This is a genomic window from Roseisolibacter sp. H3M3-2, assembly GCF_029211165.1.
GTDB lineage: Bacteria > Gemmatimonadota > Gemmatimonadetes > Gemmatimonadales > Gemmatimonadaceae > Roseisolibacter.
The window spans coordinates 1-18014 of record NZ_JARGEK010000022.1 but is presented as its reverse complement, the minus strand read 5'-3'; the positions used below and the strand labels follow the sequence as shown (position 1 = coordinate 18014).

Annotated in this window: 16 protein-coding genes and 2 tRNA genes; 16 read left to right on the top strand and 2 right to left on the bottom strand. The window is 73.7% G+C overall.

The features are described from left to right. Positions 1–52: 52 nt before the first annotated feature. The 3 genes from PYV61_RS03875 to PYV61_RS03865 all read left to right on the top strand — a co-directional run bounded on the left by PYV61_RS03875 (position 53) and on the right by PYV61_RS03865 (position 2113). Positions 53–1831: a hypothetical protein gene (locus PYV61_RS03875; protein WP_275828522.1), complete on the top strand. Its 1779-nt coding sequence runs from the start codon at positions 53–55 to the stop codon at positions 1829–1831. A gap of 61 nt (positions 1832–1892) precedes the next feature. Next, positions 1893–1965 (top strand) — tRNA-Gly (locus PYV61_RS03870). Positions 1966–2030: 65 nt separating this feature from the next. Beyond that, a tRNA-Leu gene (locus PYV61_RS03865) sits at positions 2031–2113 on the top strand. A 21-nt stretch (positions 2114–2134) separates the two neighbouring features. Here the strand turns inward: PYV61_RS03865 and PYV61_RS03860 are convergent. Together PYV61_RS03860 and PYV61_RS03855 are read right to left on the bottom strand one after the other, a co-directional pair. Beyond that, positions 2135–3115 carry a Rad52/Rad22 family DNA repair protein gene (locus tag PYV61_RS03860; RefSeq protein ID WP_275828521.1) on the bottom strand — a complete coding sequence of 327 codons (981 nt, stop codon included), beginning with the start codon at positions 3113–3115 and terminating at the stop codon, positions 2135–2137. Between the two features lie 100 nt (positions 3116–3215). Continuing rightward, positions 3216–3518, bottom strand: a complete 303-nt coding sequence (locus tag PYV61_RS03855) for a hypothetical protein (protein WP_275828519.1) — start codon at positions 3516–3518, stop codon at positions 3216–3218. Here PYV61_RS03855 and PYV61_RS03850 point away from each other — a divergent pair. The 13 genes from PYV61_RS03850 to accC form a co-directional block, all read left to right on the top strand. Then, positions 3511–3960, top strand: coding sequence for a hypothetical protein (locus PYV61_RS03850; RefSeq protein ID WP_275828517.1), 450 nt, complete (start codon positions 3511–3513; stop codon positions 3958–3960). The genes PYV61_RS03855 and PYV61_RS03850 overlap by 8 nt on opposite strands. Positions 3961–4127: 167 nt before the next feature. Continuing rightward, on the top strand, positions 4128–4655 hold the full coding sequence (locus PYV61_RS03845) for a hypothetical protein (protein WP_275828515.1): 528 nt from the start codon (positions 4128–4130) through the stop codon (positions 4653–4655). Positions 4656–4733: 78 nt separating this feature from the next. Then, the gene (locus tag PYV61_RS03840; protein WP_275828513.1) at positions 4734–5729 is read left to right on the top strand and encodes a M20/M25/M40 family metallo-hydrolase; all 996 of its coding nucleotides are present in this window, start codon (positions 4734–4736) and stop codon (positions 5727–5729) included. A gap of 8 nt (positions 5730–5737) precedes the next feature. Next, positions 5738–6874 carry an aspartate-semialdehyde dehydrogenase gene (gene asd / locus PYV61_RS03835; protein WP_275828511.1) on the top strand — a complete coding sequence of 379 codons (1137 nt, stop codon included), beginning with the start codon at positions 5738–5740 and terminating at the stop codon, positions 6872–6874. Beyond that, positions 6871–8235 (top strand): lysine-sensitive aspartokinase 3, encoded by a 1365-nt coding sequence (gene lysC, locus PYV61_RS03830; protein WP_275828509.1) that lies wholly within the window; start codon positions 6871–6873, stop codon positions 8233–8235. Before asd ends, lysC begins: the two co-directional genes overlap by 4 nt. Beyond that, a complete protein-coding gene (locus PYV61_RS03825) occupies positions 8232–8933 on the top strand; it encodes a dihydrodipicolinate reductase C-terminal domain-containing protein (RefSeq protein WP_275828507.1) in 702 nt (233 codons plus the stop codon). Before lysC ends, PYV61_RS03825 begins: the two co-directional genes overlap by 4 nt. Next, positions 8930–9838, top strand: coding sequence for a 4-hydroxy-tetrahydrodipicolinate synthase (dapA, locus tag PYV61_RS03820; protein WP_275828505.1), 909 nt, complete (start codon positions 8930–8932; stop codon positions 9836–9838). Before PYV61_RS03825 ends, dapA begins: the two co-directional genes overlap by 4 nt. Continuing rightward, positions 9835–10698, top strand: coding sequence for a 2,3,4,5-tetrahydropyridine-2,6-dicarboxylate N-succinyltransferase (locus PYV61_RS03815; protein ID WP_275828503.1), 864 nt, complete (start codon positions 9835–9837; stop codon positions 10696–10698). Before dapA ends, PYV61_RS03815 begins: the two co-directional genes overlap by 4 nt. Positions 10699–10804: 106 nt before the next feature. Next, the gene (aroA, locus tag PYV61_RS03810) at positions 10805–12073 is read left to right on the top strand and encodes a 3-phosphoshikimate 1-carboxyvinyltransferase (protein WP_275828501.1); all 1269 of its coding nucleotides are present in this window, start codon (positions 10805–10807) and stop codon (positions 12071–12073) included. A gap of 2 nt (positions 12074–12075) precedes the next feature. Next, positions 12076–12771, top strand: coding sequence for a (d)CMP kinase (gene cmk, locus PYV61_RS03805; RefSeq protein WP_275828499.1), 696 nt, complete (start codon positions 12076–12078; stop codon positions 12769–12771). 183 nt (positions 12772–12954) lie between these two features. After that, positions 12955–14736, top strand: a complete 1782-nt coding sequence (locus tag PYV61_RS03800) for a 30S ribosomal protein S1 (RefSeq protein WP_275828496.1) — start codon at positions 12955–12957, stop codon at positions 14734–14736. A 134-nt stretch (positions 14737–14870) separates the two neighbouring features. After that, on the top strand, positions 14871–16412 hold the full coding sequence (locus PYV61_RS03795) for an acyl-CoA carboxylase subunit beta (RefSeq protein WP_275828494.1): 1542 nt from the start codon (positions 14871–14873) through the stop codon (positions 16410–16412). Between the two features lie 103 nt (positions 16413–16515). Next, positions 16516–18014 (top strand): acetyl-CoA carboxylase biotin carboxylase subunit (accC, locus tag PYV61_RS03790; protein WP_275828492.1); only part of this gene is annotated, 1499 nt, incomplete at its 3' end.

The following is an 18014-nucleotide window of genomic DNA, read 5'->3' as shown; positions in this document are numbered from 1 at the left end:
GCCGCGGGGCCCCGTCAACCAAACGGCCCCGCGCTCACCCCGCACCGCGTCCATGCGTCCGCCACCGCAGATCCCCTGGCAGGTCACCGGCAACCACTGGCTGTCGCTCCCCTGCGTGCATCCCGCCGACGGGTCGCTGCACGCGGTCGGCGTGCTGCACCGCGGGGCGCGCGCGGCCGTCGAGTTCGCGGGGGACGCCGACTTCCTGCAGGGGACGGGGGCGCCGCTGCTGCGCCCGACGCTCCGCGTGAACGGCCAGCTGCGCGAGCTGTCGGAGCAGGGGATCGCCTGGGAGCGCGCGGTGCAGTGGCTCCCGACCTTCACCTGCACGGTCGGCACGCTCGTCGTGCGCGGGACGATCTTCGCGCCGCACGGACGCGACGCCGACCTGTCGGGCGCCGTCTACACGATCTCGGTCGAGAACCGGGGCGCCGAGGCGGTGGACGTCGACCTCGCCGTCGAGGGGACGCTCGGGCACCGGCAGCTCCGGGTGCGCACGCCGCGCGCGTTCGACGACGCGCACCGCGCGACGCGCGTCGGCGACCTGGTGGTGCTCGAGGGAGCGGCCCTCCCCGGTCTCGTGACCTTCGCGCTCGGCGCCGACGGCGACGCGGTGGTCGAGGCGGGCGCCGGCGAGCGCGCGACGTTCGCGGTGCGCCGCTCGCTGCGCATCGAGCGCGGCACCACGCGGCAGGCGGCGTTTTACCTGGCGGCGGGCCCCGAGCGCGACGGCGCGGAGGCGACGGTGGCGGCGATGCGCCGCCGCGGGTGGCGGGAGCTGCTCACGGCGACGCGCGAGGCGCTGCGCGCGCTCGAGCAGGTGACCGGCAGCGAGGCGGTCGACCGGCTGATCAACCGCAACCTCCTGTTCGCCTACTTCTACGGCTGCGGCCGCGCGCTCGACGACGCGCACTTCTACCTGATGCGCACCCGCGTGCCGTGGCACGCCGGCGGGCTCACGGTGCGCGACTGGGAGGCGCTCAACTGGACACTTCCCGCCGTGCAGCTGGCCGACCAGGGGCTCGCGCGCGAGCTGCTGATCCGCGCCTGCGAGCTGCACGGCTACGCGCCGGGGCAGGGGGTCCACTACCTCGACGGGACCCTGTTCGAGCCGGGGTTCTCGCTCGAGGGCGCTGCGGCATACGCGATCGCCACCGACCGCTACCTCCGCGACACCGGCGACGACCAGCTGGTCGAGGAGCCCGTGGTCGCCGACACGCTCTACCTGTCGCACGACGACATCGCGGCCCGCATGGACGAGCGGATGCCGCTCTACAGCACCGAGGTGAGCGTGTCGGGCGCGCCGGTCGCGCACCCCTTCACCCTCCACGGGAACGCGGTCGTCGCGCAGGCGCTCGACATCTTCCGCAAGACGCTCGACGAGGACACGGCCAAGGAGGTGCAGGACCCGTCGGCGGTGCGGGCGACGATCGAGCGGCAGTTCGGGACGGAGGTGGACGGGAAGGCGACGTTCGCCGCGGCGGTGGACCTCAAGGGGAACCGCGCGCTCGACGACGACCCGATCGGCTCCGCGCTCTGGCTCCCGCTCTACGAGGTGGCCGACCGCTCCGAGGCGACCTACAAGCGCACGGCCAAGCGCCTCGGCGCCGCGCCCCCGCGCGTCCTCGCCCAGCAGTGCGCGCGCCTGCTCGGCCCGGACGCCGCCCTCGTGCTGCAGTGGATGCGCCGAGCGCCGCTCGACAACGGCTTCGCCGCGGAGCTGGTGGACGAGCAGGGGCGCGCGGTGGCCAACGGCGGCGACGCCGCGCTGTCGGGGCTCCTGGCGTACATGGTGTGGTACGCGGTCCACGTGCTCGGCGTGGAGGGGTGAGCGGCGGCCGGCGTTCCCGGCTTGTCGCCCTCCACGCGCCCGGCTATACTGTCGGGACGACGCGGGAATAGCTCAGTTGGTAGAGCACAACCTTGCCAAGGTTGGGGTCGCGGGTTCGAGTCCCGTTTCCCGCTCTGGACGAACGAATGCGGGGGCGGCCGGTCTGGCCGCCCCCGCATTCGCGTTCCGTCGTGCACCGGCCTGGGTGGCGTAATCGGTAGCCGCGGCGAGCTTAAACCTCGCTGACCTTCGGTCGTCCGGGTTCGAGTCCCGGCCCAGGCATCGCCGAGCGCCCGGAGGCGCTCAGAACGGCAGGTCGTCGTCGTCCGACGAGGCGCCGAGCGGGCCAACGTCGAACGTGACCGCCTCCGCCACAGCCGCGCGCTCGGCGGCGCGCGCCTCCTTCCGCTTCGGGGCCGGCCCGGCCGCCGCCGGCCGCTCGGGCGCCGGGGCGTCCTGCGCCGCCGCGGCACCGCGCGGCGGCCACACGACGCCGTCGCAGCTCCGGTCGCGGCACTTGAAGTCGGGCGCCTTCGGGTTGCGCTTGGTCAGCCGGTTGTCCCACGTCCGGCCGCCGCACTTCGGGCAGGCCACCTGCTCGGGGTCGAGCGTCACCGCCACCGCGCTCGCCGGCATCGCGTCGAGCGAGGGCTCGGCGGACACCGCCACCGCGGCGGGACGGTCGCTCACCCGGTCGGCGCGCCCGTTCGTGCGCTCGACGCGCTCCGTGCGCTCCGGCGCCGGCTCGGCGACCAGCGCCGCCCCGTTGCCGTTGCCGCGGCGCGCCAGCCGGCGCTCGTAGGCGACCTGCGGGTCCTCGAGCGGCTTGGCGTAGCGCCCGTCGCCGTCGACCTTCACCCAGTTGGGCTCCATGGCGTACAGCTCGTGGCCGATGCCGAAGCGCACGGCCGCGCGCTTGAACGCGTCGGTGGCCGCGGCCTTGTAGTCGCGCCCCGTGCCGACGTCCTCGCGGATCACGCCGAGGATCTGCAGCCGCGCCTTGAACGACGCCTGCAGCGCCCCGTGGTTGCCCTCGTCCTCGTCGCGCCCCGCCAGCGGGGGGAGCAGGTCGAGGGTGAGGTCCCACTCGCCGGGCACGACGGCGTCCAGCCGCTCGCGCACCGTGTTGGCGTCCACGTAGGCGACGAAGCGGGCGACCCACCGCCCGTCGCGCTCCACCGCCCGCCCGTCCTGCCGCCACGACATGGCGCCCGCGGGGAGCGGGGCCGCCAGCGCGGACCAGAGGTCCGCCTTGTCCACCTGTGCTTCGTGTCTCGCGATCATCTTCGATTCCTGCTCTCGTCCGTCCGGTTGTCGTCCGATTCGTGGTCGGCGCTGCGAAAGCGTCGCGGGAAGCGACTCGAGGGCGCGCCGTCAGCGCCGGTCAGGCGCGCGCCCGCAGTGCGGAGTTCGCGGAGCTGGAAGCGTTGGTGACGTGCATCGGGATGCGCAGCTCCTTGTGCACGTCCCTGACGGCGGGACACGCCCGCCCGTGGAAGCAGTACCAGCCGTGCCGGTCGAGGTACACCAGGTGCACCGTCGGCCGCCCGTCGAGCGACTCGTCGACTCGGAAGAGCTGCTCGACCGAGGTGTCGGGGCCGCAGCGCGAGAACGGATCGAGCTCGCGGATGCGGACCGTGCGCTCGACCGGGATCACCGGCTTGCGCGCGCGTCCGCCCTTGAGCACCGGCTTCGCGCTGGCCTTCGTCTTCGCCTTCGGCAGCGGGCGCGAGGCCGCCGAACGGGCAGCCGGCTTCTTGGCCGCCGTCTTCGTGACCGCCTTGCGCGCGGGCTTCGCCGCCTTCGGTTTGGCCGGCCGAGCGGGCGCCGCTGCCTTCCGAGCCGTCGGCGCCTTCTGGGGCGTCGGCTTGCTCGGCTTGGTCGGCGTGGGCGCCTTCGCGACCCGCTTCGCGGCCGGCTTTGCCGTCCTCGTCCCCTTCGCCGCGACCGCCGGCTTGGCCTTCGGCGCCGGCTTCACGGGCCTCGGCGCCGCCTTCCCCGCCGGCTTGGCCGGCGCGGTCGGACGGACACGCGAAGGGGTGCGCGACGGGGAGGACTTGGAGGCGGGCACGCGGGCTCCTGACACGTTCGGATTCGCTCCCGCGCGGTCGTCGCGCGGACCCGAATAATAACCGAAAATCGCGCCGCAAGCAACGCGAGCGCGTCGGCCGCGCGGCGTCCAGGTTCCGCGCCTAAGTCTGCAGTAATACAGCACTTAGCGCACTCGTCCGGAGGCTCATGGCGCGCCTCGTGCACTTGGCGGGACAGTCTCACCCACAACCTTGCCGAGGTCGCCATGGATCGCGGAACGGATTTCCTGAAGAGCCAGGTCAACAACGCCGTCATGCAGCACCAGACCTTCCTCAAGAACCTCGAGGATCACGAGTCGCAGGCCGAGGATCAGCGCTTCCGCGATCTGTGCAGCCGCTACATCCCCCACATGCGCGAGCACCAGCGCATGCTCGAGCAGTACCAGCAGTCGATCGGCGCCGAGGCCGGGGCCGGGAAGAAGCTGCTCGGCGCCGCGCTCGGGCTCGGTCGCGACCTGGCCGACGCGGCCCGCGAGAGCGACTTCCTCCGTCTGGTCGGCGACATCGTGACCTCGCGCCAGTCGGAGGACACGTCCCGCACCTTCGCCGAGGCCGGCCGCGCGCTCGGCGACGCGAACCTGCAGCAGATCGGCGAGATGGGGCTCCGGCACCACGAGGAGTACGTCCGCGAGGCGAACCGCCTCATCAGCCAGATGTTCGTCGAGCACGTCCGCGGCACCGACCCGACGCTCGGCGCGACGAACGCAACGCTGAACACCCGCCCGACGCTCTGACGCGGGCGGTCGGCGGGGCCGTCGGGACGCCGCGCGGTCGCGTGGCATCGTCCTGACGGCCCCGCTAGGTTTGCGCGCATGACCGACGTCGTCGCGCTCGCCGCCGAACTGCTGGCCATCCAGTCGCCGACCGGCGGCGAGGGGCCGGCCGTCGATTTCGTCTCGCGCTGGCTGGTGCGGCGCGGGTGGAACGTCACCGTGCAGGAGGTCTCGCCCGGGCGCGGCAACGTCTGGGCGTCGCGCGGCGGCGGCGGGGTGGCGCTGTCCACGCACCTCGACACGGTCCCGCCGTACTACCCGCCGCGCCTCGAGGGGTCGCGGCTGTACGGCCGCGGATCGAGCGACGCCAAGGGGATCGCGGCCGCGATGCTCGCCGCCGCCGACCGGCTCGCGCAGGCGGGCGAGGAGCGCGTCGACGTCCTGCTCGTCGTCGGCGAGGAGAAGGGGTCGGACGGCGCGCGCGCCGCCAACCACCTCCCGGCCACCAGCCGCTGGCTGGTCAACGGCGAGCCGACCGAGAGCAAGCTCGCCAGCGGCGCCAAGGGCTCGCTGCGCGTCACCGTGCGCACGCGCGGCCGCGAGGCGCACTCGGCGTACGCGCACCTCGGCAAGTCGGCCATCGAGCCGCTGATCGCGCTGCTGCCGACGCTCGGCGAGCTGCCGCTCCCCAGCGACGACACCCTGGGCGACACGACGTACAACATCGGCGTGATCCGCGGCGGTACGGAGGCGAACATCGTCCCCGCGCACGCCGAGGCCGAGGTCATGTTCCGGCTCGTCGGCGACGTCGAGCCGCTGAAGGCGCAGCTCACGCAGTGGGCGGCGGGGAAGGCCGAGCTGGAGTGGGGCTCGACCATCCCCGCGCAGCGCTTCCACACCATCGACGGGTTCGACGTCGCGCCGGTGGCGTACACTTCGGACATCCCGCTGCTCGGCCGCTGGGGGACGCCGCTCCTCTTCGGCCCCGGGTCGATCCACGTCGCCCACACCCCCGACGAGTACGTGCACGTCGACGAGCTGCGCGCCAGCGTCGACGCCTACGAGCGCATCGTCCGCACGCTCCTCGCGACCTGAGCCCCGCCATGCCGATCCCCGACACCCTCGGCGGGCGCCGCATCCCCGTCGCCATCCTCGGCGCGACGGGCGCCGTCGGCCAGACGTTCGTGCGCCTGCTCGAGGGGCACCCGTGGTTCGAGGTCATCGAGCTCGCGGCGTCGGAGCGCTCGGCGGGCAGGCCGTACGGCGAGGCGGCGCGGTGGATCGAGGGGCAGATGCCGGAGCGGCTGCGCCACGTCGTCGTGCTCCCCTGCGACCCGACGGCCGTCTCGGCGCCGATCGTCTTCTCGGCGCTCGACTCGGGGGTGGCCGGCGCGGTCGAGCCGGCGTTCGCGGCGGCGGGGCGGCTCGTGTTCAGCAACGCCAAGAACTACCGCATGGCGCCCGACGTGCCGCTGCTGATCCCGGAGGTCAACTGGGAGCAGGTCGGGCTGCTGGCGCGGCAGCGCCGCGAGCGCGGGTGGAGCGGGGGGCTGATCACCAACGCGAACTGCTCGGTGACGGTGGCGGCGCTCGCGCTGGCGCCGCTGCACCACGCGTTCGGCGTCGAGCGGGTGTTCGCCGCCACGATGCAGGCGGTGTCCGGCGCGGGCTACCCCGGCGTGCCGTCGCTCGACATCCTCGGCAACGCGATCCCCTACATCGCCGACGAGGAGCCGAAGATCGAGGCCGAGCTGCGCAAGCTGCTCGGGCGCGTGCAGGAGGACGCCGTGGTGGAGCCGGCGATCCGCGTGAGCGCGCACGCCAACCGCGTGCCGGTGGAGCACGGCCACACCATCTGCCTGTCGGTCGGCTTCGTGCGCCGCCCGTCGCCGGAGGACGTGGTCGAGGCCCTGCGCGCGTGGCGCGGGCCGGAGGGGCTGGCGGGCTACCTCGAGGCCTGCCCGACCGCGCCCGCTCGGCCGATCGTCGTGACCGACGCGCCGGACCGCCCGCAGCCGCGGCGCGACGTCCACGCGGGGCGCGGGATGGCGGTCACGGTCGGCCGCGTCCGCGAGGACACGCTGCTCGACGTGAAGCTGGTCGCCATGGGGCACAACACGGTGCGCGGCGCGGCCGGCGGCTCGATCCTCAACGCCGAGCTGTGCGTGCTGGGCGCGCCGCCGATGCCGGCCGGGCTGCTCGCGGGGATCACCGGCGCGGCCGGGGCGCACGCGCCGTGATCGTCGTCAAGTTCGGCGGGACGTCGGTCGGCGACGCGGCGGCGATCGACCGCGCCGCGTCCATCGTGCGCGGGCGGATGCCCGGGCGGCCGCTGGTGATCGTGTCGGCGATGTCGGGGGTCACCAACGCACTCATCGACATCTCCGACCAGGCCTCGCGCGGGCAGCTCGTGCTCGCGGTGCGCGGCGTCGAGGCGCTGCGCGAGAAGCACCTGCAGGCGCTGGCCGACCTGGTGCCGGACGAGTCGGTCGCGTCCGAGGTGGGCGCGGAGCTCAGCGCCAGCTTCGACGACCTCGCGCGGCTGGCCGAGGCGCTGAGCGTGCTCGGGTACTGCACCGCGCGCAGCCAGGACGCGCTGGTGGCGCAGGGGGAGCTGCTGTCGTCGCAGCTGGTGACCGCGGCGTTCCAGGTGCGCGGCATCCCGGCGGAGTTCGTGGACGCGCGCCAGGTGATGACGACCGACGACCGCTTCGGGCGCGCCGAGCCGCAGGTCGACGCGATCGCCGAGCGGGCGCGCGAGCGGTTCCTCCCGATCCTGCGCGAGGGGCGCATCCCGGTCGCGGGCGGCTTCATCGGCGCGACGGCCGAGGGGGTGACGACGACGCTCGGTCGGGGCGGGTCCGACTACTCGGCCTCGCTCTTCGGCGCGGCGCTGCAGGCCGACGCGATCGAGATCTGGACCGACGTCGACGGGATGCTGACGGCCGACCCGCGCGTCGTGCCGACGGCGCGCCTGATCGAGCGGATCCGCTTCGACGAGGCGAGCGAGCTGGCGTCGTTCGGCGCCAAGGTGCTGCACCCGAGCACGATCACGCCGGCCGTGCGGCGCGGGATCCCGGTGTACGTCTACAACTCCCGCCGCCCCGACGGGACGGGGACGCTCATCACCTCGGACGCGCCGCGCCGCCCGGTGAGCGCGATCGCCGCCAAGAGCCAGACGACGGTCGTCAAGCTGCGGTCGGCGCGCATGCTCCTGGCGCACGGCTTCCTGCGCACCGTGTTCGAGGTGTTCGAGCGGCACCACATCTCGATCGACGTCATCGCCACGTCCGAGGTGTCGCTCTCGGTCACGCTCGACCACGCCGAGAACCTCGAGGCGCTGCTGGTGGACCTGCGCGGGCTGGGCGACGTGTCGGTCGAGCGCGGGCGCGGGATCGTCTCGATCGTCGGCGCGGGGCTCACCGACGCGTCGAACGCGATGGCGCGCGCCTTCACCGCGCTCGGCGACGTCCGCGTGCACATGGCGTCGGTGAGCGCGACGGGGATCAACCTCACGCTGGTGCTCGACGCCGACCAGGTCACGCCGGCGATGCAGCGGCTGCACGACGCCTTCTTCGGCGCCGCGCCGGCGGCGCCGTGACCGCGCCCGGGGCGCCGCGCCTGGCGCTGCTCGGGATGGGGCGCATGGGGCGTACGATCCGACAGCTCGCCGAGGAGCGCGGGATATCGATCGCCGCCGCGCTCGACCGCGGCGACGCCGTGACCCGCGCGTCGCTCGGCGGCGCCGACGTCGCCATCGAGTTCACCGAGCCCGACGCCGCGGTCGACAACGTGCGCGCCTGCCTCGCCGCCGGCTGCCCCGTGGTCGTCGGGACCACCGGCTGGCTCGACGCGCTGCCGGCGCTGGAGGCCGAGGTGCGCGAGGCCGGCGGGCGGATGCTGTGGGCCGCCAACTTCTCGGTCGGGGTGAACGCGATGCTGGCCATCGCCGAGACGGCGGCCCGCGTGCTGCGCTCGGCCGGCTTCGACGCCCACCTGGTCGAGACGCACCACACGGCGAAGAAGGACGCGCCGTCGGGGACCGCGCTGGCCATCGGGCGCGCGGTCGAGGCGGCGGGGGCGGGCGCGCTGCCGATCACCGCGGTGCGCGTGGGGCACGTGCCGGGGACGCACGCGCTCGTCTTCGACGCGCCGTTCGAGCAGGTCACGCTGACGCACGAAGCGCGCGACCGGCGGGTGTTCGCCGAGGGGGCGCTGGCCGCCGCGCGGTGGCTGGCGGGGGCGCCGCCGGGCGCCGTCTACACGATGCGGGACGTCCTCTCGGGAGGGGCGCGATGAGTCGGGAGCAGGCACTCCGCGGGTGCGGCACGGCGCTGGTGACGCCGTTCGGCGACGACGGCGCGGTCGACGAGGCGGCGCTGCGCGCCCTGGTCCGGTGGCAGCTGGCGGAGGGGATCGACTTCCTCGTCCCGTGCGGCTCGACCGGCGAGGCCGCGACGCTGTCGCCCGGCGAGCAGCGGCGCGTGGTCGAGGTCGTGGTCGAGGAGGTCGCCGGGCGGGTGGCCGTGGTCGCGGGCGCCGGCGCCAACGACACGCGGCGTGCCATCGAGACCTCGCGCATGATGCGCGACGCCGGCGCCACGCACCTGCTGCACGTCTCGCCGGCCTACAGCAAGCCGCCGCAGCGCGGCATCGAGGCGCACTTCCGCGCGATCGCCGACGCGGTCGACCTGCCGATCGTGCTGTACAACGTGCCCGGGCGCACGGCCAGCAACATGGAGGCGGCGACCACGCTGCGCCTCGCCGAGGTGGCCAACGTCGTCGCCGTCAAGGAGGCGTCGGGGAGCCTGCCGCAGGTGCTCGAGATCCTGCGCGACCGCCCCGCCGGCTTCGCCGTGCTGTCCGGTGACGACGCCCTGACGCTGCCGATGGTCGCGGCCGGCGGCGAGGGAGTCATCTCGGTCGTCTCCAACGCGACGCCGCGGCTGATGGCGCGGCTGTGCGCCGAGGCGCTCGCGGGCGACCTGGTGGCCGCGCGGGCGACGCAGGACCGGCTCCTGCCGTGGATGCAGGCGGCCTTCGTCGAGTCGAACCCGATCCCCGTCAAGGCCGCGCTGGCGGCGATGGGGCGCCTGCGCAACGTGCTGCGCCTCCCGCTGGTGCCGCTCGCCGAGTCGAACGCCCGCGTCGTCGACGACGCGCTGCGCGCCGCCCTCGCCCCCGACCCGGAGCCCGTGTCGTGATCGTGAACCTGCAGGAGCTGGAGCGCCGCGTCCTCGAGGCGGCCGACACGCCGCCCGGCGCGCCGCTGCCGACGCACGCCGCCACCACCGTCGAACAGCTGCTCACCGCGCTCGAGCACGGCGACGTGCGCGCGGCGCGCCGCGGCGACGACGGCGTCTGGCACGCGGTGCCGTGGGTGAAGCGCGGGATCCTGCTCGCCTTCCGCGCCGGCCGCATGGTCGAGATCGAGGGGGGCGGGGGCTCGCACTCGCCGTTCCGCTTCTTCGACAAGCACACGGTGCCGCCGCGCGCGCTGCGGCTGGAGTCGCAGGTGCGCGTCGTGCCGGGCGGCTCGGCGATCCGCCGAGGCACCTACCTCGCGCCGGGCGTCGTCTGCATGCCGCCGATGTACATCAACGTCGGCGCGTGGGTCGGCGGCGGCACGATGGTCGACTCGCACGCGCTGGTCGGCTCGTGCGCGCAGATCGGCGAGCGCGTGCACCTGAGCGCGGCCGCACAGGTGGGCGGCGTGCTGGAGCCGGTCAACGCGTCGCCGGTCGTGATCGAGGACGAGGCGATCGTCGGCGGCAACTGCGGCGTGTACGAGGGGACGATCGTGCGCCGCCGCGCGGTGCTCGCGGCCGGCGTGGTGCTCACGCGCGGCACGCCGGTGTTCGACCTCGTGCGCGAGACCGTGTACCGCGCGACCGCCGAGCGCCCGCTCGAGATCCCCGAGGGCGCGGTCGTGGTGCCGGGGGCGCGGCAGGTGAAGGGGGCCTGGGCCGGCGAGCAGGGGCTGTCGGTGCAGACGCCGGTGATCGTGAAGTACCGCGACGAGAAGACGGACCTCGCGACGGCGCTGGAGGATTGGCTGCGATGACCGTCGGTCACAGCCGCTCGCTCGGCGCTCGGCGCGCGGCGCTCGCTCCCGCCCGCGGGAATGGCGGGCGCCGAGCGCCGGGCGCCGAGCGCTGCGGGGCGTCGCGATGAGGGTCTCGGGCGCGGTCCGCGTCCCCGGCGACAAGTCGATCTCCCACCGCGCGCTGCTGCTCGCGGCGATGGGCGACGGCCCGTCGCGCGTGCGCGGCATCCTCGACTCGGCGGACGTGCGCGCGACCGCGGGAGCGCTGCGGGCCATGGGCGTGGACGTCCCCGAGCTGGCGCCCGACATGGTGGTCGTGGGGCGCGGCGCGCGCGGGCTCGCGGCGCCGTCGCGCGACCTCGACTGCGCCAACAGCGGGACGACCACACGGCTGACGGCCGGGTTGGTGGCGGCGCACCCGTTCGCCGCGCGCTTCGTCGGCGACGCGTCGCTCAGCCGCCGCCCGATGGGGCGCGTCGCGCGCCCGCTGGAGGCGATGGGCGCGCGCGTCGCCTACGACGGCGAGGCGGGGCGGCTCCCGATGACGGTGCACGGCGGCGACCTGCGTGACCTGGAGTGGACGAGCGAGACGTCCAGCGCGCAGGTGAAGAGCGCGATCCTGCTCGCCGGCGTCGCCGCCGGCGTCGAGGTGACGGTGCGCGAGCCGCACCGGTCGCGCGACCACACGGAGCGCATGCTGGCCGCGCGCGGTGTCGACGTGTGGGTGCACGACCGGGCGGTGCACGTGCCGACCGGCGCGCGCGTGGCGCCACTCGACGCCGCCGTGCCGGGCGACCCCTCGTCGGCGGCGTTCTTCGCCGCGCTGGGCGCGCTGGCCGGGGCGGGCGAGCTTGTGCTCCCCGAGGTCTGCCTCAACCCGACCCGCACCGGGTTCTTCTTCGTGCTCGCGCGCATGGGCGCGCGGCTGACCGTCGACGACGAGCGGCGCGAGGGCGGGGAGGACGTCGGCACGGTGCTCGTCGCCGCGGGGACGCCGCTCCGCGGCACGGTGGTCGAGCCGCACGAGGTGCCGGCGATGATCGACGAGCTGCCGCTGCTGGCCTGCCTCGCGGCCTGCGCCGAGGGAGAGACGCGCGTGACCGGGGCGTCGGAGCTCCGGGTCAAGGAGAGCGACCGGATCGCCGCGGTGGTCGCGAACCTGCGCGCGCTGGACGTGGACGCCGACGAGCTGCCCGACGGCTTCGTCGTGCGCGGGCGGGGGCCGCGGGCGTTCCGCGGCGCCGTCGCCACGCACGCCGACCACCGCCTCGCGATGGGGTTCGGCATCCTCGGTGCGCTCCCGGGGAGCGACGTCCGGGTCGACGACCCGGCGTGCGTCGACGTCTCCTTCCCGGGCTTCTGGGACGCCCTCCGCACCGCCACCGCCGCCTGACCGTGTCCGACTCCCCGCTCGTCGTCGCCATCGACGGTCCCGCCGCCAGCGGGAAGTCCTCGACCGCCCACTGGGTCGCCGAGCGGCTCGGCTACCGCCACGTCGACTCGGGGGCGCTGTACCGGGCGCTGACGCTGCTGGCGACGCGCGAGGCCGGGCCGTCCGACGGGTGGACCGGGGAGCGGCTCGCCGCGCTCGCCGACCGGGTGCGGCTGGACGCCGTGCCGGGCGGCTTCGAGCCGACGATCGACGGGGCGCCGGCGGGGGACGGGATCCGGGGCGCCGAGGTCACCCGGTGCGTGTCGCTGGTGGCCCAGATGCCCGCGGTGCGGGGGTGGGTCAACGCGCGGGTCCGCGAGGCCGCCGAGGGGCGGTCGGTCGTGGTGGACGGGCGGGACATCGGGACGGTCGTCTTTCCCGAGGCGCCGCTCAAGATCTTCCTGGTCGCGGACCCGTGGGAGCGGGCGCGGCGCCGGCTGGTGCAGCGGCTCGGCCGGCGGCCGGCGGACGCCGAGATCGCCGAGGAGACCGAGCGGCTGGTGCAGCGGGACGCGAAGGACGCGACGCAGACCGTCCAGGCGAAGGACGCGATCCTCCTCGACACGACCTACCTGACGCAGGCCGAGCAGGTGGACCGGATCGTGGCGCTGACGCGGGCGCTGGAGCGGGGCGTGTCGCCCGAGGCCGACCCGGCCTGAATTCGGGCGGGAGGTGTGCAAATTCGCCTCCCGATTGGACTTCCGCGTTCGACGCGTTGACGGGTGGCGGCGGCATGACTAGCTTGGCTGGTTCGCGCGCGAATGCCATCGGGCGTTCCGCGTCCACCCCAGGACTCGTCGCGGCGAGCCTAAACATCCCGCGTCTCGGAGACCCGCTCCAGTATGGCCGAGCTCGAAACCACCCTCACCGACGCGGCGTCCGGCGCCGCCCCTGCCCCCGCCCTCACCGCGCGTGAGAAGCGGGACCTGCAGAAGAACCAGCTGCGTCCCCTCGCGAACCGCCGCCCCGAGCTCTACGACGAGGACGAGTACTCGTCGGACGAGTACGAGGCAATGCTGGACATGTACAACGGTACCCTCGCCTCGATCGAGGAGGGGGAGATCGTCAAGTCCAAGGTTCTCGAGATCCGCGAGAACATGGTCGTCCTCGACATCGGCTTTAAGTCCGAGGGGACGATCCCGCTCGAGGAGTTCAAGGACATGCCCGACCTCAAGCCGGGCGACGAGGTCGAGGTCCTGCTCGAGCATCTCGAGGACGCCGAGGGCTCGGTCGTCCTGAGCAAGAAGAAGGCGGACTTCATGCGCGTGTGGGAGCGCATCCGTCTGGCCTACGAGAACGACCAGCCGGTGACGGGCACCCTGATCAAGAAGATCAAGGGCGGCGTCGTGGTCGACCTCATGGGCGTGGACGCGTTCCTCCCGGGCTCGCAGATCGCGCTGCGTCGGGTGCCGAACATCGACGAGCTGCTCGGCCAGACGTACGACTTCAAGATCATCAAGCTCAACAAGCGCCGCCGCAACATCGTGGTGAGCCGCCGCGTGATCCTCGAGCAGGAGCGGGCCGGCAAGCGCGAGAAGCTGATGAAGGAGCTGGAGAAGGACCAGATCCGGAAGGGCGTCGTCAAGAACATCACCGACTTCGGCGCGTTCATCGACCTCGGCGGCGTCGACGGCCTGCTGCACATCACCGACATGTCGTGGGGGCGCATCTCGCACCCCAGCGAGATGGTGCAGATCGGCCAGGAGCTCGAGATCAAGGTCCTCGACATCGACTGGGACCGCGAGCGCATCTCGCTCGGCCTCAAGCAGCTCCAGGCGTACCCGTGGAAGGACGTCGCCGCCAAGTACCCGGTCGGCACCCGCGTCCAGGGGAAGGTCGTCTCGATCACCAACTACGGCGCGTTCATCGAGCTGGAGCCGGGGATCGAGGGGCTGGTGCACATCAGCGAGATGAGCTGGACGCGCAACGTCCGGCACCCGAGCAAGCTGGTGTCGATCGGCGAGACCATCGAGGCGGTCGTCCTCAAGGTCGATCCGGACGAGGAGAAGATCTCGCTCGGCATGAAGCAGACGGAGACGGATCCGTGGACGGTGCTGCCGCTGAAGTACCCGGTGGGCACGCGCATCACGGGCAAGGTCCGCAACCTCACGAGCTTCGGCGCCTTCGTCGAGATCGAGCCCGGCATCGACGGCCTCATCCACATCTCCGACATGTCCTGGACCAAGCGCGTCCAGCACCCGTCGGAGGTCGTGAAGAAGGGCGACACGGTCGACGTCGTGATCCTCAACATCGACAGCGAGAACAAGCGCATCTCCCTCGGCCTGAAGCAGGCGGAGGAGGATCCGTGGCTCCGCATCGGGGAGACCTTCCCGGTCGGGACCGAGCTGCGCGGCCACGTCGTGCGCCTGATGGACAAGGGCGTCGTCGTCGAGATCGGCAACGACATCGAGGGCTTCGTCCCGCTCTCGCAGCTCAACATCACGGGCAAGATCGTGTCGAACCCGGCCGACGTGGCGTTCGAGGGGATGAACCTCGACCTGCGCGTGCTCGAGGTGGATCCCATCCACCGCCGGATCGTGCTCGCGGTGACGAACATCCCGGAGGAGCAGCCCCCGCGTCCGGCGGAGCCGCCCACGGTGCACTCGAGCGAGGGCGAGCTCTAAGCTCCCCGCGTCCGACGCGACGGGCCGGCGATCCTCGGGGATCGCCGGCCCGTCATGCGTCCGGGGGCGCGGGCGGCCGGGGCGGGGCAGTGGTACCGCCCGCGCACCCCGCGTACTTTGCCCCGCCTATGACCATGCGAGACAAACTCGACGTCCTGGCGCGCCGGCGCGCCCAGTCCGAGCTGGGCGGCGGCGCCTCGCGGCTCAAGGCGCAGCACGACAAGGGGAAGCTGTCGGCGCGCGAGCGCCTCGACGTCCTCCTCGACGAGGGCTCCTTCGTGGAGCTCGACCGGTTCGTCACGGCCCGGTCGTCCGAGGAGAACGGCGCGGAGCCGATCTACGGCGACGGGGTGGTCACCGGCTACGGCCGGATCGAGGGGCGCCTCGTCTACGTCTTCTCGCAGGACTTCACCGTCTACGGCGGCTCGCTGGCCGAGGCGCACGCGCAGAAGATCTGCAAGGTCATGGACCTGGCGGTGCGCAACGGCGCGCCGGTCATCGGGCTGAACGACTCGGGCGGCGCGCGCATCCAGGAGGGCGTCGTCTCGCTGGGCGGCTACGCCGACATCTTCCTGCGCAACACCCTCGCGTCGGGGGTGGTGCCGCAGATCAGCGCGATCCTCGGGCCGTGCGCGGGCGGCGCCGTGTACTCGCCGGCGATCACGGACTTCATCTACATGGTCCGCGGGACGTCGTACATGTTCGTCACCGGCCCGAACGTCGTGAAGACGGTGACGCACGAGGACGTGACGATGGAGCAGCTCGGCGGCGCCGACACGCACGCCGGCACGTCGGGGGTCGCGCACTTCGTGCACGAGAGCGAGCTCGCGTCGCTGGCCGCGATCCGCGAGCTGTTCCGCTACGTGCCGAGCAACAACCTCGCGGAGCCGCCGCGCGGGCGCGGGACCGACCCGCGCGACCGCCGCGACGAGGCGCTGCTCGACGTGGTCCCCGACCACCCGAACAGGCCGTACGACATCCACGACGTGATCCGCCGCGTGGTCGACGACGGGGAGTTCTACGAGGTGCAGCCGGCCTACGCGCCCAACATCGTCTGCGGCTTCGCGCACCTCGGCGGGCACAGCGTCGGCGTCGTCGCCAACCAGCCGGCGGTGCTGGCCGGCGTGCTGGACATCGCCGCGTCGCTGAAGGCCGCGCGCTTCATCCGGTTCTGCGACTGCTTCAACATCCCGATCGTGACGTTCGAGGACGTGCCGGGCTTCCTCCCGGGGCTGTCGCAGGAGCACGGCGGGATCATCAAGCACGGCGCGAAGCTGCTGTACGCCTACTGCGAGGCGACGGTGCCGAAGCTCACCGTCATCACCCGCAAGGCGTACGGCGGGGCGTACGACGTCATGAGCTCGAAGCACATCCGCGGCGACTTCAACGTCGCGTGGCCGACCGCCGAGATCGCGGTCATGGGCCCCAAGGGCGCGGTCGAGATCATCTACCGCAAGGAGATCGCGTCGGCTCCCGACGCCGCGGCGGCCACCGACCAGAAGGTCGCCGAGTACACGGAGAAGTTCGCGAACCCGTACGTCGCCGCCGCGCGCGGCTACGTCGACGACATCATCGACCCGCGCGACACGCGCCCGCGGCTCATCGACGCGCTGGAGACGCTGCAGTCCAAGCGCGACCGGAACCCGCCGAAGAAGCACGGGAACCTGCCGCTGTGATCATCTCCACCACAGCCCTCCTCGACGCTCGACGCTCGACGCTCCGCCCGGCGGCGCGGACGGGCCAGCGTCGAGCGTCGAGCGTCGAGCGCTGAGAGGCGACATGTTCTCCAAGGTCCTCATCGCCAACCGCGGCGAGATCGCCCTCCGCGTCATCCGCGCCTGCCAGGAGCTGGGCGTGCGCACGGTCGCCGTGTACAGCGACGCCGACGCGCGCGCGCCGCACGTGCGCGAGGCCGACGAGGCGGTGCACGTCGGGCCGCCGCCGTCGGCGCAGAGCTACCTGCTGGGCGACCGGCTGATCGAGGCGGCGAAGCGCACCGGCGCCGAGGCGATCCACCCGGGCTACGGCTTCCTGTCGGAGCGCGAGTGGTTCGCGCGCGCGGTGCGCGAGGCCGGCCTGACGTTCGTCGGCCCCCCGGCCGAGGCGATCGAGGCGATGGGGAGCAAGACGGCCGCGCGCCAGCTGGCGATCCGCGCCGGCACCCCCGTCGTCCCCGGCACCACCGAGCCGCTGCGCGACGCCGCCGAGGCGGCGGCGATCGCGGAGCAGTACGGCTACCCCGTGCTGCTGAAGGCGGCGGCCGGCGGGGGCGGGAAGGGGATGCGCGTCGTGCGCGCGGCGGGGGAGATCGCCGGGGCGCTGGAGTCGGCGCAGCGCGAGGCGCGCAACGCCTTCGGCGACGACGCGGTCTACGTCGAGAAGTACATCGAGGGGCCGCGCCACGTCGAGATCCAGGTGCTCGGCGACCGGCACGGCAACATGCTCCACCTCGGGGAGCGCGAGTGCTCGGTGCAGCGCCGCCACCAGAAGATGATCGAGGAGGCGCCGAGCGTCGCGGTGACGCCCGAGCTGCGGGCGCGCATGGGCGCGGCGGCGGTGGCCGCGGCGCGCGCGGCCGGCTACGAGAACGCCGGCACCTGCGAGTTCCTGCTCGACCGCGACGGGAACTTCTACTTCCTGGAGATGAACACGCGCATCCAGGTCGAGCACCCGGTCACCGAGCTGGTGATGGGCGTGGACCTGGTGCAGTGGCAGCTGCGCGTGGCGGCCGGCGAGGCGCTCCCGTTCCGGCAGGAGGAGCTGGAGCCGCGCGGGTGGGCGATCGAGTGCCGCATCACGTCGGAGGACCCGTCGAACGGCTTCCTGCCGTCGACCGGGCGCATCTCGTACCTGCACCTGCCGACCGGGCCGGGCGTGCGGTGGGACGGCGGGATCGAGGCGGGGAGCGAGGTCGGGCTGTACTACGACCCGATGCTGGCCAAGCTGATCGTGCACGCGCGCACGCGCGAGCTGGCGATCGCGCGCATGCACCGCGCGCTGCTCGAGCTGACCGTCGAGGGGGTGGAGACGTCGCGCGACTTCCACCTGCGGGTGATGGAGCACGACGACTTCCGCCGCGGCGACATCTCGATCCAGTGGCTGGAGCAGCACCTGCCGGAGCTGACCGGCGCCGGCGCGTCGGACGAGGAGAAGCTCGTGGCCGCGATCGCCGCCGCCCTGGTGGCGGACCGCGTCCGGGGCGGCCCGCCGCGCGCCGCCGCGGGCGCTGCCAACGGCGCGTCCAACGGCGCGGCGGCGATGCCGGCGCCCGCGGCCGG